The 15,081-nt window shown below is 63.5% G+C and carries 15 protein-coding genes; 6 read left to right on the plus strand and 9 right to left on the minus strand.

The window, feature by feature from the left end:
* Positions 1 to 26 precede the first annotated feature (26 nt).
* The 3 genes from GJB56_RS00960 to GJB56_RS00970 all read right to left on the minus strand — a co-directional run bounded on the left by GJB56_RS00960 (position 27) and on the right by GJB56_RS00970 (position 1,897).
* Positions 27 to 815: a hypothetical protein gene (locus tag GJB56_RS00960; RefSeq protein ID WP_020968914.1), complete on the minus strand. Its 789-nt coding sequence runs from the start codon at positions 813 to 815 to the stop codon at positions 27 to 29.
* A 7-nt stretch (positions 816 to 822) separates the two neighbouring features.
* Complete coding sequence (locus tag GJB56_RS00965; protein WP_019744409.1) at positions 823 to 1,323, minus strand: DUF2505 domain-containing protein; 501 nt, start codon at positions 1,321 to 1,323, stop codon at positions 823 to 825.
* 76 nt (positions 1,324 to 1,399) lie between these two features.
* Positions 1,400 to 1,897, minus strand: coding sequence for a DUF2505 domain-containing protein (locus tag GJB56_RS00970; RefSeq protein ID WP_019744408.1), 498 nt, complete (start codon positions 1,895 to 1,897; stop codon positions 1,400 to 1,402).
* A 74-nt stretch (positions 1,898 to 1,971) separates the two neighbouring features.
* Here GJB56_RS00970 and GJB56_RS00975 point away from each other — a divergent pair, with 74 nt between their 5' ends.
* The 4 genes from GJB56_RS00975 to GJB56_RS00990 all read left to right on the plus strand — a co-directional run bounded on the left by GJB56_RS00975 (position 1,972) and on the right by GJB56_RS00990 (position 6,659).
* Positions 1,972 to 3,015 carry a UDP-N-acetylmuramate dehydrogenase gene (locus GJB56_RS00975; protein WP_020906754.1) on the plus strand — a complete coding sequence of 348 codons (1,044 nt, stop codon included), beginning with the start codon at positions 1,972 to 1,974 and terminating at the stop codon, positions 3,013 to 3,015.
* Between the two features lie 32 nt (positions 3,016 to 3,047).
* Positions 3,048 to 4,244, plus strand: a complete 1,197-nt coding sequence (locus GJB56_RS00980) for a L,D-transpeptidase (RefSeq protein WP_020906755.1) — start codon at positions 3,048 to 3,050, stop codon at positions 4,242 to 4,244.
* A 127-nt stretch (positions 4,245 to 4,371) separates the two neighbouring features.
* The gene (locus GJB56_RS00985) at positions 4,372 to 5,901 is read left to right on the plus strand and encodes a hypothetical protein (RefSeq protein WP_113682346.1); all 1,530 of its coding nucleotides are present in this window, start codon (positions 4,372 to 4,374) and stop codon (positions 5,899 to 5,901) included.
* The gene (locus GJB56_RS00990) at positions 5,898 to 6,659 is read left to right on the plus strand and encodes an ESX secretion-associated protein EspG (RefSeq protein ID WP_113682347.1); all 762 of its coding nucleotides are present in this window, start codon (positions 5,898 to 5,900) and stop codon (positions 6,657 to 6,659) included. Before GJB56_RS00985 ends, GJB56_RS00990 begins: the two co-directional genes overlap by 4 nt.
* Positions 6,660 to 6,678: 19 nt before the next feature.
* Here GJB56_RS00990 and GJB56_RS00995 read toward each other — a convergent pair whose 3' ends face one another.
* From GJB56_RS00995 to GJB56_RS01005, 3 genes are read right to left on the minus strand one after another with little or no spacing between them, the layout of a single operon-like run.
* Entirely contained in the window at positions 6,679 to 7,428 is a 750-nt protein-coding gene (locus GJB56_RS00995) for an SDR family NAD(P)-dependent oxidoreductase (protein ID WP_113682348.1), read from the minus strand.
* 15 nt (positions 7,429 to 7,443) lie between these two features.
* Entirely contained in the window at positions 7,444 to 9,765 is a 2,322-nt protein-coding gene (locus GJB56_RS01000; protein ID WP_113682349.1) for an arylsulfatase, read from the minus strand.
* Entirely contained in the window at positions 9,762 to 10,757 is a 996-nt protein-coding gene (locus GJB56_RS01005) for a TauD/TfdA dioxygenase family protein (RefSeq protein ID WP_020968920.1), read from the minus strand. Before GJB56_RS01005 ends, GJB56_RS01000 begins: the two co-directional genes overlap by 4 nt.
* A 342-nt stretch (positions 10,758 to 11,099) precedes the next feature.
* On the opposite strand from GJB56_RS01005, the gene GJB56_RS01010 reads away from it, so the two are divergent.
* A complete protein-coding gene (locus GJB56_RS01010) occupies positions 11,100 to 12,371 on the plus strand; it encodes an ROK family transcriptional regulator (protein ID WP_195849574.1) in 1,272 nt (423 codons plus the stop codon).
* Positions 12,372 to 12,386: 15 nt separating this feature from the next.
* Here the strand turns inward: GJB56_RS01010 and GJB56_RS01015 are convergent, their stop codons facing one another.
* The gene (locus GJB56_RS01015) at positions 12,387 to 12,746 is read right to left on the minus strand and encodes a YybH family protein (protein ID WP_113682351.1); all 360 of its coding nucleotides are present in this window, start codon (positions 12,744 to 12,746) and stop codon (positions 12,387 to 12,389) included.
* A 70-nt stretch (positions 12,747 to 12,816) separates the two neighbouring features.
* Between GJB56_RS01015 and GJB56_RS01020 the strand changes: the two genes are divergently transcribed.
* Positions 12,817 to 13,686 (plus strand): LysR family transcriptional regulator, encoded by an 870-nt coding sequence (locus GJB56_RS01020; RefSeq protein ID WP_113682352.1) that lies wholly within the window; start codon positions 12,817 to 12,819, stop codon positions 13,684 to 13,686.
* Here the strand turns inward: GJB56_RS01020 and GJB56_RS01025 are convergent.
* A complete protein-coding gene (locus tag GJB56_RS01025) occupies positions 13,652 to 14,656 on the minus strand; it encodes a tocopherol cyclase family protein (protein WP_019744398.1) in 1,005 nt (334 codons plus the stop codon). The two genes, GJB56_RS01020 and GJB56_RS01025, sit on opposite strands and share 35 nt — an antisense overlap.
* A complete protein-coding gene (locus GJB56_RS01030; RefSeq protein ID WP_003942017.1) occupies positions 14,653 to 15,045 on the minus strand; it encodes a PaaI family thioesterase in 393 nt (130 codons plus the stop codon). The genes GJB56_RS01025 and GJB56_RS01030 overlap by 4 nt, the downstream gene beginning before the upstream one ends.
* Positions 15,046 to 15,081: the final 36 nt, after the last annotated feature.

A 15,081-nucleotide genomic window follows, 5' to 3' on the forward strand; every position in this document is an offset into this window, starting at 1 on the left:
CGGCGAGGCGTTTCCCGTCTGCGAGTTCAGGGGTTCGGCGCTACGACATGCCATGGCACCGTCAGGATGCAGTCGCGAAGACGTCGTCGCGCGGGTTGCACGGGAATTCCTTGCGCCCGAAGAATTTCCAATGCGGCAGCCCAGCGATGCCGAGGTCCGAACGAGGCGTGTGGCGCAGCGGTGGCCCAGGCTCGATCGGCCGCGCTGAGCAGCGCGTGGATCGGCTCACCTGGAACGTTGCGGTGGATGAGAGCCTTCGGGAGACGTTCCGCGATGTCGGAAGGACGCTCGATGTCGAAGGGGTCCCAGGCCAGTGTCAGGGTCAATGGACGATCGGCGTCGAGAAGCACCCAGGCGCAACGCCTTCCGAGCTCGTCGCAGGTTCCGTCGAGTAGCAGTCCGCCGGGGGCGAGGCCGGACTGAATGTGCGCCCACGCAGAGTCCACGGCGTCTTCCGGATACTGCCGGAGGACGTTGAAGGCGCGTACGAAAACGGGTGTGAGACCGGCCAGTTCGAATCCGCCACGGGCGAAGCTGACACCGTCACGACTCTCGACCACGCGGGCGGGGTCGATCTCGAGCCCGATGACGCGTCGATCCCGCCGGACAGCGGTGAGGCGGCTTGCCATCTCGAAGGTGGTGTCCGGCCTCGCCCCGTACCCGAGGTCGACGATCAACGGATCGGCCGCGTTGTTCAGGGCGTGCGCGATAGTGCGGTTGTGGACGATCCACCGGTCACTTCGTCGCAGTCTGTTGATCCCCGTCGTGCCACGGGTGATGACCCCCTCGATCTTCGGGGGTGGAGCCTTCTTCACGCCGGCTTCAGCGTGCGGCGAGCCAGGTCGCCGTGACCTGAGCTTCGGTGCGGAACAGATCGACGAGGTTGATGAGCATGAGCTGTTCCAACTTCGCGCCGATGAACGGTATGAAGACCTTCGCCTCGGACGTGGTTCGCAGCGTGGACCCGGTATCGGTCGCGAACAATTCCATGGTCCCGGACAGATTCCCCGGCCCGGCCGGGATGGACGCTTCGTACGTTCCGGTCACGGTGTCACCGAAGGCGCCGTACGACTCCTTGCGCGTGATGACCAGATCCTTCTTCATCACCGTCTGAGCAATGTCCGGCAAATCGGTGCGCGGAAGAATGTGGTGCAGTACGAGATCGATTCCGGAATCGGTGACCTCGAAATGTTCCACATGGTTCTCGGAATGCTTGCGCATCTCCTCGACGCGGGCCTCCCAGTACGAGCGGTCCGCCAGTGCCGCGTAGACCTGCTCGGGGGAGTGCTGATAGCGGGCGGAGTAGTCGATGCGGCGAGCCATGATCGGAAAGAATACCTGTTACGCGCTGTGACAAGCCAAATTGGCCGTATCCACAACTATCGCCGCCCGCAGGATTTTACTTCGCGATCCACTCCCGGGTGAAGTCCTGTTCGGCCTGGATGAGCCGGACAACCTCGTCGACGATCGCGCTTTCGATCTTTCCGCCGAGGAACGGGATCTTGACCTCGACCTCACCCTCGATTTCGAGAGTGGCGGAGTTCTCGTCGCCAGTCAGGACCTGCGTGCCCTCGATACGGGCGGGAACACCGTCGACGTGGGCGGAGAAGGTGCCAGTGGCCTTGCCGTCCTTGAAAGGAGCCATCGTCTCACTGCGCTTGATGACGATGTCGCCGTTGACGACCTTCGACACCATGCTCGGGAGATGCTCGGCAGCAATGATCTGCGACATCGTGACCGCGACGGTCTCGTCGCGAACGGTCAGCTCTTCGATCGCCGCGCCGGGACCACCGACAGCGACGATTCGGTCGCGCCAGTACTGCTCGGAGGTCACCGCCTCATGGACCTTCTCGGCGGGGACTGTGTACTTCGACGAATGCTCGATGCGACGGCTCACGATTGTGGAGGCTACCGTTTATCGATGTGTGGGACGTAACCATTGGCAGACGCGTCGTGGAATCAGGCGCTTTCGTGTCCGAGAACGTTGACTTGTCGGGATTGACGACGCTCCGAATCGGAGGACCGGCGCGGCTGCTCGCCGAATGCCCGACGACGCAGTCGTTGATCGACGTCGTGACGCTGCTCGATCGCGAGCAGATCCCGACGCTGATTCTCGCCGGCGGATCGAATCTCGTGATCTCGGACGCGGGATTCGACGGAGTTGTCGTTCGTGTGGCCAACACCACCGTGAGCCTCGACACGGACCGCGTCATTGCCGAAGCGGGCGCAGTGTGGGACGAAGTAGTCGGCCAATCCGTCGCCGCGGAACTGGGCGGCCTCGAATGCCTGTCCGGGATTCCGGGCTCGACCGGTGCGACGCCGGTGCAGAACGTCGGCGCGTACGGCGTCGAGGTGGGCTCGCGGCTCCGGCAGGTTCAATTGCTCGACCGACGCAGCGGCGAAGTGTCGTGGGTCGAACCGTCGAAACTCGAGTTGGGCTACCGGTCGAGTGTTCTCAAGCATTCCGATGCAGCAGTGGTTCTCGCCGTCGAATTCGATGCGTCGACCGACGGATTGAGCGCCCCGCTCGCGTACCGCGAACTGTTCACCGCACTCGGGGCCGAGGAAGGCGAGCGGTTGCCTGCGTCGCAGGTCCGCGAGGCGGTTCTGGGATTGCGGACAGGCAAGGCGATGGTGCTCGATCCGTACGACCACGACACTTGGAGCGCGGGTTCCTTCTTCACCAACCCCGTGGTGCCGGACGACAAGCTGCCCGCTGTGCTCGGAGCAATAACCGAACAGCTCGGAGACGTCACCGTGCCGCAGTTCCCGGGCAGTGGTGGAACCAAGCTCTCGGCCGGATGGTTGATCGAACGGGCCGGATTCTCCAAGGGTTATCCCGGTGAAGATGCACCGGCCAGGCTGTCGACGAAACACACCTTGGCGTTGACCAACAGAGGGTCGGCAACGAGCGCGGATGTGGTCTCGCTCGCGCGGACGGTTCGCGACGGCGTCGAAGCCGCGTTCGGTGTCCACCTTGAACCGGAACCGGTAACTGTGGGCTTCACCATCTGATTCCTGACGGAGCCCGCAGGTAGCCTGTTGAAGTGCATGAGCTGGGTGGTCGGAGAAGTCGTTCGCGTCTTGTTGCGTTGGTAGCTGTATTGCTCGCTGTGATGGTGGCCGCTGTCGGCTGCACGATCGGTGGCAAGGACGGACAGGGCGGTGCGGCGGCCGCCGAACCAGCACCTGTTGCGACCGTGGTGTCGACGCCGGCACCCGGTACCAAAGACGTCAGCCCGGTCGCGCCCGTCTCGGTTGCGGTGGCCCAGGGAACACTGGCCGACGTCAATCTGAGCAACGCGGCCGGTAAGGCCGTCGCCGGACAACTCTCGCCTGACAAGACGACGTTCACCGTCAGTGAGGCACTCGGCTACGGCACCACGTATTCGTGGTCGGGCTCGGCAACCGGAACCGACGGCAAATCCGTGCCAGTGCAGGGGAGCTTTACGACGGTCGCCCCGGAGTCGACCACCGGCGCCACCCTCAACATCGCCGACGGCCAGGAAGTTGGAATCGCGGCACCGATCACGTTGCAGTTCGACAACTCCGTCGTCGACAAGGCGGCCGTCGAGAAGGCGCTTGTCGTGACCACCGTGCCGCCCACCGCCGGATCGTGGGCATGGCTGGCCGACGACAACGGCGGGTCACGGGCCCATTGGCGTCCGGCCGATTACTGGGTGCCGGGCACAACTGTCCATCTGGACGCCAAGCTCTACGGCTTGAACTACGGCGGTGGCGCTTACGGCGACCAGGATCTCACGCTCGACTTCACGATCGGTCGTAGCCAGATCGTGAAGGCGAACGCGCCGAGCCACCGCATGCAGGTGGTGCGTGACGGTCAGACGATCATGGACATTCCCGTCAGCTACGGCGAGGGAAACGAACCTCGAAACGTCACGCGCAGCGGCATTCACATGGTGACGGAGAAGTACGAAGACTTCATGATGTCCAATCCGCCGTTCTACGAGAACGTGCGTGAGCGTTGGGCGGTGCGCATCTCCAACAACGGCGAATTCATCCACGCCAATCCTGAGACCACCGGGGTGCAGGGCTCGTCGAACGTCACGAACGGTTGCATCAACCTGTCGACATCCGACGCGCAGGAATACTTCGGAACCGCCCTCTACGGTGACCCCGTCGAGGTGACCGGCACGTCGATCGACCTGTCGCCTGCGGACGGCGACATCTACGACTGGGCGATCGATTTGCCGACCTGGAAGTCGATGTCTGCACTGGCGTAAGTCTGTACTGCTGTGAACCGAGAAATCCGTCGACGAGCGGAACCATCCGGGCGTTGCTTGCGTCAATACAGGTAAGCGCTGTCGGCTCGGGGGAGTCTGACGGGGATTTCGACGTCAGGGGGCAGCGGTGGGCATTCCATTTCTGGAAGATGTGCTTGGCAGGATCTCCGAAGCGACGCATGCCGTCCCGTCCGGCGTGGCGGCGTTGCCAGTTGTCGGCGCTCCCATCGCGAGCGCAATCGCTACATCTGCTCTGGTGCAATCCGTAACCGACGACCGCGGCGCGTTCGACGACGAGATGGCTGTTGCGACCGCCGACGCCGATGCAGAGCGCGCACGAGCCTGGGGTGAGCGCGATGCCCTCACGGCCCAGACGTCATCGCTCGAGTACAGCGAACATGCAATCGTGGACGACGATCCTTTCGATGCGATGTCACACTCCGAAATCTTCGACCACGTCAACGAGATGAATCCGGCAACCCTGAGTGCAATCGGTGAGGCCTGGAAGGCCATTGCCGGCCGGGTGGAATCTGGCATCGGGAAGTTCCAGAACGATGTGAACGGTGCAATCACCGAAGGCTGGCAGGGGCGCGGCGGCTCGGCTGCGTTGGAAGCAGTGCTGGCCTACTCGGCTGATGCGGGTGAGCTGAAGGTGCGCGTCGATCTGATCTCGAACAAGATCGAGGAGGCGAAGATCGCACTCGACGAGGCCAAACGCTCGATTCCGGCACCCGACGGCGCCTCGACGGTCGAGAGGTTTCTCAGCCTGGTTCCCGGGGCTACGTGGAAGCAGGCCCAATACGAAGCGGAAGAAGCCGAACGTCAAGCGCGCCAGGTGATGAAGGACGTGTATCTGCCGTACATGAAGCGTGCGGACGACCAGGTGCCGATCCTCCCGGCCGCTTTCAATCCGGTCACCGGCAATGGCGGGGCTGGAAGTGGCGGCGCATTCGGTGGTGGTGGTTCCGGCGGAGGAATGGCCTCGGGAACGGGGAACGGGCTCGGCGCGCCATCGGCGTCGGGTGGCGGAGTTGGTGGAGGAGTGGACGGTGGAAACTCCGGCGGTGCAAATCCGGCCGGAGACGGTTCCGGTCAGAACCCTTTAGGCCCCAATTCCGGAAATGGTGACAATCGTAGTGGTGTTGACGCCCAAGGGAATTCCGGTGCCAACGCCGCCCGGTCCGCAAACGATTCCGGCCCGGCCGGGACCACCGCGGCACATGCCGGTCCACTGTCCGCCGGTGCAGCGCCGGATGGCCTTGCCCGTGCAACTCCGAATGGTGCTCAGCTCGGTTCCGGCGTGCCGTCAGGCCTGGCGGGTAGCGGTTCGGGTGGAGGTTCTGCCGGTGGAATCGGTACCGGCGGCTTCGGCCCAGGCGGAACCGGAGGTGGAGCCCTCGGACCTGGCGGACCTGGCGGCGGTGGCCTCGCCGGTGGCGGACGTGGGGGAGTCAACGGAACTGGCGGTACTTCGGCGACGGGCGCGCAGAGCGGTCGGGGCGCGATGGGTGGCGTCGGCGGGATGGCACCGGGACGAGGGCAAGGGCAAGACGAAGACAACGTTCACGACACCCCCGGCTACCTCGTCACCGTCGAGAACGGTAACGCCCTGATCGGCGACCTACCCATGGTCTCCCCGGCGGTACTGGGCGAATGACCACCATGCAATGGCAGTTCACCGGCCTCGAATTCCAGATTCTCTGGGAAGCGGTCGGACGTGACCGACTCCCGTACCCGCTGCGGTTTCGTCCGGCGGCCGACACCATGAACGAGCTGACAGCGGAGCGACGTCGAGCGGGAGCGCACCTGTCTGCCGTGCTCGACGATCGGCTGCATCACGTTCTCGGTGCTCTTGCGAATCCTGATGCTCGTGTGGAGGTTTCCGGTTTTCACGGGCAGAAAATGAGTACGGTGACGCGATTGCACGGTGTTGTTGCCGGCGACCTGGGTGTGCTCCTGACTCAACTGCCCGGCAGGACTGTCGACTGTGGCTCCGACGTGGTTTTCACCGTCGCACGCCCATCGGCAATTCCACGGATGCTCGTCGATCACCTGCCGACCTGCCCCGCTGGATCGGAGCGTGGCCTGAACATCGAAAGGCCGAAAACTGCCGGGAGGCAGAGCTTTCTGAGCAGCGCAGCCGGTGCGCGCGGGAGCGAGGAAGTGAGCAGATTCTTCGGCCGAGAGCGGACCTCGATCGGTGAAGTCACCGCATACCCGGGAGGAGCCGTCGACAGCAGGCCGACAGGCGACGGAATAACATTCCACTGGTACGACTATGCCGGCGACGGTCGGTACATCATCACCGCGGGTGAAACCGTGAGTGCCCGCGGCGCTTCCGCGGAAGTGACGGAGGCCGAGATTGCACGCAATCTCGACTCCGTCCTCCGTCAGTCGATTCGCCCGAGGCTCTAGCTGTTCGGTGCGATTCGAACTAGCTGGTGGTGCGGTGGAACCGACCGGGGCTTGCCTGATCCCGCGGCTTGACGATGATCTGATCGAGGTTCACGTGTGACGGCCGGGACGCGACAAACCCGATGATCTCGGCGATGTCCTGCGCTACCAACGGTGTGATTCCCTCGTACACCTTGTCGGCCTTGTCCTGATCGCCCTCGAACCGGACGAGTGAGAACTCCGTCTCGACGGCTCCCGGCGCGATTTCGGTCAGTCGAACGGGCTTACCCAACAGTTCACCGCGCAATGTCCGATGAAGGACGGCTTGAGCGTGTTTGGCGGTGGTGTAGCCCGAGCCGTTGTCGTATGCCTCCAGCGCGGCCACCGAGGTGATGGTCACGACCTGACCGTCACCCGAATCGATCAGCTTGGGCAGCAGTGCCTTCGTCACACGCAACGTGCCCAGGACATTGGTCTCCCACATCCACCGCCAGTCGTCCAGATCGGCGTCCAGGACTGTTGCCAGACCCTTTGCACCACCCGCGTTGTTGACCAACACGTCGACACGGGGGACCACGGCCGCGAACGCGTCGACGGAATCCTCGTCGGTGACGTCGAGTTCGAGAGCGGTACCACCGATCTCCTCGGCGATCTTCTCGAGACGATCGACGCGGCGAGCACCGATCACGACGTGGAATCCCTGAGCGGCCAGGGTGCGGGCGGTGGCCTCACCGATTCCGGAGCTGGCTCCGGTGACTACGGCGATGCGGGCATCGGAAGAAATGGTCATGACGCAATCGTAGGGCTAGTCGGCGGCATACTCTGCCTCCCGTTCGATGGATTCGATGTGACGACGCGGTACCTTGACCGGGCCAGGGGTGTAGGTGACGGCGCGCAGCGCGCCGCTGTACCGGAATGGTCCGTGGCGTCGTCGTACTTCCCACGACACAGGTCCTCTGGCGTCGACCCCGACCGAGATGCCGGTCCACGGCGCCATCCCGACCAGTTGTACTTGCCCGAGCAGTTGGCCCGCGTGAATGCCGTCGACGCTGACGTGGAGATCCCAACGCAACCGCGGTAACACCGCCACGGACACGTCGATTCGCTTGGTGCCGACCGGCAATGGCCCCGCATCGACCACGGAGTAGGAACCGAAGGCGTTGTATCCGAGATGCAGGTTGCCGTCCTCGACGTAGAGAAGATATCCACCTTGTGGATCCCCATGGGCGACAAGGACGCCGGCGTCGCCTTCGCGGTAACCGTCGAGTTCGATCGTGATGTCGAAGTCACGGAACCCGATCAGTTTGGATGAGCGGTAGCGCTCCAGTGGGGGCGTTCCCGCAAGTAGTCGCACCGGGCGTGAGAGTGCCTCCTCCTCCGGACGGCGAACCGCGCCGACGGTATTGCCCAGTAGAGGAAACACGGTGTTCGCCCACGCCGAGTGGTCCCAGGCCTCGGCGAGTTCGCGAACCTTGTCGGGAAACCGTGATGCGAGGTCGTCGAGCTCGGTCGGGTCGGCTCGGACGTCGAACAATTGCCAGTGCGGTTTGTCGATGTCAGCTGGAGCGAGCGCCAGCAGTTTCCATCCGTCCTTGTAGTAGCCGCGGATTCCGGTCACCTCGGTGTACTGCTCGGTGTGGGTACTCGGAGCGGTGGGTGAACGCAGAACCGGCGCGCTCGACACACCGTCGAACTCCTTGACCGGCAGCCCGTTTCGCACGGTGGGGGTTTCGATTCCGGCCAGTTCGAGAAGCGTCGGCGTCAGGTCGGTGACATACGCGAACTGGTCGCGGATCCCGTTGTCGCCCGCTTCGGGTTTCAATCCCGCGGGCCAGGACAGGAGGAAGGGAACACGGATCCCACCGGCAAAGGATTGCCCTTTGTAGAACCGGAAGGGGGTGTTGGACGTCTGCCCCCATCCACGTGGATAGTGCACGCCCAATTCAGGTCCGCCGATGAGGGATTCGTCGTGGGGGACATCGCCCACCCAGTCCGGATCCTGAATATGTGCGAACTGCGCGAAGTAGCTTCGAGTCCCGTCCGAACCGCCCTCGGCGGTGCCGCCGTTGTCCGAGGTGAAGACGATGATCGTGTTGTCGAGTTCGCCCAGTTCGTCCAGGGTGTCGACGATGCGTCCGACGCTCTGATCGATCGAGTCGACCATCGCCGCGTACACCTCCATGTAGCGGGCGAACCGAGACTGCACCTCCGGCGTGAGCGAATCCCATTCGGGCACGTCGAATCCGGGTTCGGAGTTACGCGGCGCCTGACGTGTCCCCTCCGGAAAGAGTCCTTGCAGGAGCTGAGAGGCGAACCGCGACTCGCGGATTCGATCCCAGCCCTCGTCGTAGCGACCGCGGTATTTCGCCTGATCGGCGGGCTTGGCCTGTAAGGGTCCGTGCATGGCGACGTGTGCGAAGTAGAGAAAGAACGGCTTGTCCTGATCGTGGGCGCGAAGGTCCTTGATGTACCCGACAGCCTTGTCGGTCAGATCGTCGGTGAGGTAGTAGCCCTCGGGATACTCGTCGACGTCGACCACAGAATTGTCGGAGATCAGTTGATTGGGGTAGTAGAAGGAGTTGAGTCCTTCGAGTGAGCCGTAGTAGCGATCGAATCCACGCTGTGTCGGCCAGGAGTCACGACTTCGTCCCGGGGCGAGGTTTGCGTCGCGCACGAGATGCCACTTGCCCACCGCATAGGTCGCATAGCCCGCGCCGCGGAGGATTTCGGGGAGTGTCTGGACGTCGTCGGCCAATTCCAGTCGCAGTCCGGGGTAGCCCGGATCGGCGTTGGCGACAAAACCGTACCCGGCCCGGTGCGGATTCAGGCCGGTGAGAAGCGCGGCGCGCGACGGCGAGCAGAGGGGCGTCGTGTGATAGTTGGTCATTCGAATGCCCTGCGAGGCAAGGCGGTCGAGGGTGGGAGTCTCGATCTCGGAGCCGAACGGTCCGATGTCGCTGTATCCCATGTCGTCGATCAGAACCACGACGATGTTGGGTGATCCGAGAGGCGGGGTCGTGGCTGTGGGCCACGCCGGGGTCGAATCGGCTCCGGTGCGGCCGATTCGACCCTCGAAGCCTTCGTAACCGCGCGCGTGCGGCGGAAGGGCGGAATCTGCGTGAGTCATGAGTTGTTCGAGGCACCTTCTGCCGCAACTGCACCTTCGATAACCGAATACTCGGAAGCGTCGCCGGCGATACTGCGGCTTCGTTCCCCATGAATGTTGACCGGGATGTCGCCGGCAAGTGTGATGCGCTCCAGACGCCGGTACTGGTCGTCGTAGTCGGCGATCGCGTAATGCTGGGTGGCCCGGTTGTCCCAGATCGCGACGTCACCCGCTTCCCAGTTCCAGCGCGTCGTGTACTCGAGCTTGATGGCGTGATCCTGCAAGAGTTTGAACACACCGTTCGACTGTTCGGTGCTCAACCCGACGAAGTTCTTGACAAAATGTCCGAGGACGAGCGTGCGTTCTCCGGTTTCGGGGTGGACACGCACCACGGGGTGCTCCGTCTCGAAGTACGTGGACTGGAACTCCTCGCGATAGGCGGCCGTGCGATCTTCGGTGAGACGCTCGGCGCTGGTGGCCGCGTAATCGTAGACGTTCGTGTGGCGAGCCCAGAGGTTCTCCGCGAGCGCCTTGAGTGGATCCGGCAGTCCGTTGTACGCAGCCACCCCCGACGCCCACGTCGTCGAACCGCCGTATTCGGGCAGCTGCACCGCGCGCAGGATCGAAGCCTTGGGGATGCGATCGACGAAGGTGACGTCGGTGTGCCAACTGTTGGCCTTGCCCAGGTCCGAATCGATGGGCAGAACTTTTGCGCCGTGCGACTTCACCGTGGGGTGGGCAGTGGTCGGGGTGCCCAACAGCTGGGCGAACTCGTACTGCGAATCGTTGTCGAGGTGGTTCTGTCCGCGGAAGAAGATCACCTTGTGTTCGAGAAGCGCCTGTCGGATGAGTGAGATCGTCGCCGGATCGAGGTGCTCGCCGAGAGTGATTCCGTCGATTCGGGCGCCGATATGCGCGCCGAGGGGGGTGACAGTGCCGCGAGCGGCGCCGGCAGCCGCCCCGTTCGTTGATGCCGCGTCCGTGAGGGTCGGCTTGGCGAAAGCTGTAGACATGGTGCACCTTTCGTGGGGAGTGCACCCACCCAAACACGCGAGAATCCGCCTCGACAGGGTTGTGGTCAGTGTGATCGTTACCGCACCTGATTTGTGAATCTCGGTGAAGCTGCTACTTTTGGAGCCATGTCGACCGACCAGCCTGCCGCTTTGCGGGTCACCTATGTGACCGCTGCGCTTGGTTCGCGTCTGCCCTTGGCGCGAGAGCTGTGTTGTCGCCGCCGTTCTTTCTGCAGCTAATTTCTGCGCCTTTCCTGTCTTTCTCTTCGCTTGACCAGCGCAAAAGCTGATTTCGCGGTCGACAGAGATATGCGCCTTCTCCTCCTTCTGCAAGGGACAGCCATGTCGACACCCACAATCTCCGCCATTCCGAACATCCGATCGCGAACCGCGCTCTCGGGAACGCGGACCCGTACCCAGATCGTCGTGCCCGAACTGCGCATTGCCGACGGACCGTCCGCGACGGTGTTGCGCATTGCTCGATCCCGCGGACCGCTCTCTCGCGATACCGCGGCGAAAGCGTCCGGACTGAGTATTGCCACCGTGAACCGTCAGGTCACGAGCCTGCTGGACCTCGGGATCCTGCGCGAACGCGCAGACTTGACGGCCTCCGGCGCCATCGGGCGTCCGCGGGTTCCGTTCGAGGTCAACCACGAGCCGTACTTGACCGTGGGCATTCACATCGGTGCCGTCGTCACCAGCATCATCGCCAGCGACATTCGTGGCAAGGTGCTCGGCGCCGTCGAGATTCCGACTCCCGCCACCAATTCTGCTGTCGCGCTTGCCACCATTGCACGCTCGGCCAAATCGTTTGCCTCACGGTGGCACAAGCGTCGTCCCCTCGCCGTCGGCGTGGCCATCGGCGGTCGCGTCGATTCGGCGACCGGAGTAGTCGATCACCCGCGCCTGGGGTGGAAGGGCGCCAAAGTCGGATCCATCATCGGAGCCGGCTTGGATCTCCCCGTCTCAGTCGCAGCCCACGTCGAGGCGATGGCTGCGTCGGAACTTCTGCTCAGCACCGACCGTGCCGAAGCCCCGACGCCGGGTACTACCGGGCTGTACTTCTACGCCCGTGAAACTGCCGGTATCGCAATCACTTTCGAAGGTCGAGTGCACACGCCGTCCAGCGGACCCGGTTCGATCGCGCACCTTCCGACGGGTTCGTCCGCACGGTGCACCTGCGGCGCCGTGGGTTGCCTTGAAGCAACGATCAGTGACCGCGCTGTAGTTGCGCAGGCTTTGTCTTCGGGCGAAGTGATACAGGGCAGTGAGCGAGTCACGATCGCGGACGTCTACCGGGCTGCGTCGTCGGGTTCCATTCCGGCACACGAGCTTCTGGTTGATCGAGCACGCGTCCTCGGCCGGACAGTGGCAATGCTGCGTGACCTGTTCAACCCGGATCGTGTGATTCTGGGTGGTCAGGCATTCACCGACTATCCCGCCGGAGTGCCCCATGTCGCCGAGGCTTTCTCGACGGCATCCTCGTTGGAGCGTAAGGACATTCGAATTACCGGTTTCGGTAATCGGGTCCAGGAATACGCTTCCACGGTCGTGTCACTGAGTTCACTGTTTGCTGATCCCGCTGCGGCCATGCGTCGCGCGTCGGCCGTCTGACTGCGAAGAGGGTAGTCAGAGTTCCGGTCGATCCAAGACTCGCAACCATGATCCGTCGGACTGGCGGCGCGCGACCTGCGTGCGCCCGCCGGTTCCGTCGGAAGGTTTGGTCGAGGTCATGGCCAGGTCGCCGCTGATCACCGTCGGTAGAGATTCCTCGACGGTGAATCTCGGTGCAACTGCCAGCATCTGAGAGATCACCTCGCGGATGGCTTGGCGGCCCACGGTGAGTGATCCGGGCGGGAAGGCCATCACCGCATCCTCCTCGTAGAGTGCGGCGACGGCGTCTGCGTCACCAGCGTTGGCGAACTGCACAAAAAGCTTCGCGATGTCTTCCGGGGTTCCGGCCTTCTGAACGTCATCTGTTGTTGTCATGCTTCCATCGTTCTACCGCACCGGCGATAAGTCCAAGATCTAGTTTGTCTCGCAGCTAGAATCAGTAGTTATGGAACTTCGGCAGCTCGAATACTTTGCCACGGTAGTGGAGGAAGCCAACTTCACCCGCGCCGCCGAGCGGCTTCACGTAGCCCAACCGGGTGTGAGTGCGCAGGTCAAACGGCTGGAACGTGAGTTGGGGCAGGAATTGCTCGATCGAAGTGGTCGAACCGTTTGTCTGACCGACGCCGGGCGAGCCGTCCTCCCGCACGCCTACGCTGCACTCGCTTCCGTTCAGAGCACCCGCGACGCTGTCGATGCCCTGAACGGACTGGTTCGGGGTTCCGTTTCGGTCGGGATGGTCACCGCCTGCGCTTCCGCCGACCTCACAGATCTGCTCAGTCGGTTGCACAACAAACACCCCGGACTGGACATTTCGCTGGCCGAGGACGATTCGCGCAGTTTGCTTGCCGGAGTGTTGGACGGAACCTTCGACATAGCCGTCATCGGGGTGGCGGGCAAGCTGCCGGAAGGGCTCGAATCGAGGGTGATCACCGACGAACGACTGGTGGCCGGAGTGGCGGCCGATCATCCGCTGGCCGAGGTGTCGTCTCTGCCGTTTGCCGAACTCGCGACGCAATCGGTCATCTGTCTGCCGGAGGGAACCGGCATCAGAACGTGTCTGGACTTCGCGTGCGCCGCAGCCGGCACCAAGCCGACGGTTGCGCTCGAGGCAAGCAACCTCGGCATCATCGTTTCATTGGCAGCGCAGGGGCTGGGAATGGCCGTGCTACCGGAGTCGACAGTGGGGGAGTTGCATCGGATCGATCTCGAACCGGAAGCACGATCTCGGCTGGAATTGGTCTGGCGTTCGTCGGGCGGCAAGAATCCGGCGGCCTCTGCTCTCATCGATCTTGCGAGAGCTGTTCCCGCCGAGTGAGTTCGGCCTGCGCCCGATCCAATCCGCCGTGCTCGAGAGCGGCCAACCGTGACCTGTCCTTCCAGACTATGGTGCCGCGCCGGCGGACGATGACCGACATGGTTCCACCGAGATGCTCGAGCGCTCCTGGCACGTTTCGACGCTCGGCAGGTATCGGAACAGGAAGAATATGTGCGTCGGCGATGGGCGCGGTCCCGTCGATGTCGACGCTCCACTTCCGGCTGTAGCCGCGAAGAGTCCAGCGATCGTCGGACACCGTCGTCTCCACCTGTGACGTCAGCGGATTACCCAGCCGCAATACCGTTCCGTCCGGTAGCGCGGCAACGACGGCGGTGACTTCGGTGCGCAGAGGTCCGGCGCTGACCTGGCCGCCGGCAAACGCCACGCAGGCTCGAGGATCGGTGAACCCCTGTGCCTGTCCCCACCACCAGGATTCCGGGAATCCTCCCTTTCCCCAGTTCTTCTCGCCGTACACCTGTGCCCCGGTGAGATCCCAGTTCTGCCCGTCGATGACGGCGCTTCCCTCGACCCGGCCGCCGAGCAGCCACGGATGCCAGTATTGATTGAGTGCGGGAACTGATTGGAAGTAGCTCGATCCCCCGAAGCGGCGATGCGGCCAGAATCGCTGATTGCTGATCCGCACGTCGAGATGGCTGTCGCCGAAATCGACCTGCAGTCGATCGGCATTGCCGCGGAAAGCGTTGTCGGCGTAGGCCCCCAGGATCCGTGGATCGGCCGATCCGCTCGGATGTTCGGCGGTACGGAGGAATCCGCCTGGATGTGCCGCGAGACCGAGCGTCGACCAGTTGCCGCCGTCGGACTTGTTGATTCCGGCGAGCGCGATCACCACCCGTCCGCTGCCTGGCATCGTGAATCGCCAGAAGTAACCCTCCATCGCAACATCATGGGAGGCAAGCAGATTGCCGTACGGCAGGGTGGCACCCGAGGCGCGGTACGCGGGACGCTTCACGGTCCCAATACTGCCTGTGATGCGGTGACCTGAGCGACGAGGCGGCCCTCGTCGTCGCGAATCTCGGTCACGACCGCGACGGTGCTGCGCCCCGCATGCAGTGGCCGGGCGGTTGCGGTGACCGTGCCCTTGCGCACCCCGCGAGTGAACACGGTCGACGAACTGGTGGTGGAAGTGCTTGCACCGGGCGGAAGATTGAGGAATGCACAGACGGCGCCGACGCTGTCTGCCAGCGTCATCAAGGCGCCGCCGTGCATTCCGTTGCCGGCGGTGGTGCGGTGGCTGTCCCAATCCAGATGGCCGACAACCTGTTCGGGTGCCGCGCTGTCCAACTGAATTCCGGTGTGAACTGCAAAAGGCATGCTCGCGACAAGTTGTTCGAGGTCCATGCCTACCGATGGTAACGAGCCGCCGAAACCTCCGTC

Origin of the sequence: Rhodococcus sp. AQ5-07, from assembly GCF_009707305.1 — a bacterium.
In the GTDB taxonomy this organism is placed as follows: domain Bacteria; phylum Actinomycetota; class Actinomycetes; order Mycobacteriales; family Mycobacteriaceae; genus Rhodococcus_F; species Rhodococcus_F erythropolis.

Bases quoted from the DNA above. Each gene is read 5' to 3' on its own strand.
- GJB56_RS00965 (WP_019744409.1), bottom strand. From the start codon at position 1,323: ATGGCTCGCCGCATCGACTACTCCGCCCGCTATCAGCACTCCCCCGAG.
- GJB56_RS01000 (WP_113682349.1), bottom strand. From the start codon at position 9,765: ATGACTCACGCAGATTCCGCCCTTCCGCCGCACGCGCGCGGTTACGAA.
- GJB56_RS00990 (WP_113682347.1), top strand. From the start codon at position 5,898: ATGACCACCATGCAATGGCAGTTCACCGGCCTCGAATTCCAGATTCTC.
- GJB56_RS01030 (WP_003942017.1), bottom strand. From the start codon at position 15,045: ATGGACCTCGAACAACTTGTCGCGAGCATGCCTTTTGCAGTTCACACC.
- GJB56_RS01015 (WP_113682351.1), bottom strand. From the start codon at position 12,746: ATGACAACAACAGATGACGTTCAGAAGGCCGGAACCCCGGAAGACATC.
- GJB56_RS01010 (WP_195849574.1), top strand. From the start codon at position 11,100: ATGTCGACACCCACAATCTCCGCCATTCCGAACATCCGATCGCGAACC.
- GJB56_RS00995 (WP_113682348.1), bottom strand. From the start codon at position 7,428: ATGACCATTTCTTCCGATGCCCGCATCGCCGTAGTCACCGGAGCCAGC.
- GJB56_RS01005 (WP_020968920.1), bottom strand. From the start codon at position 10,757: ATGTCTACAGCTTTCGCCAAGCCGACCCTCACGGACGCGGCATCAACG.
- GJB56_RS01020 (WP_113682352.1), top strand. From the start codon at position 12,817: ATGGAACTTCGGCAGCTCGAATACTTTGCCACGGTAGTGGAGGAAGCC.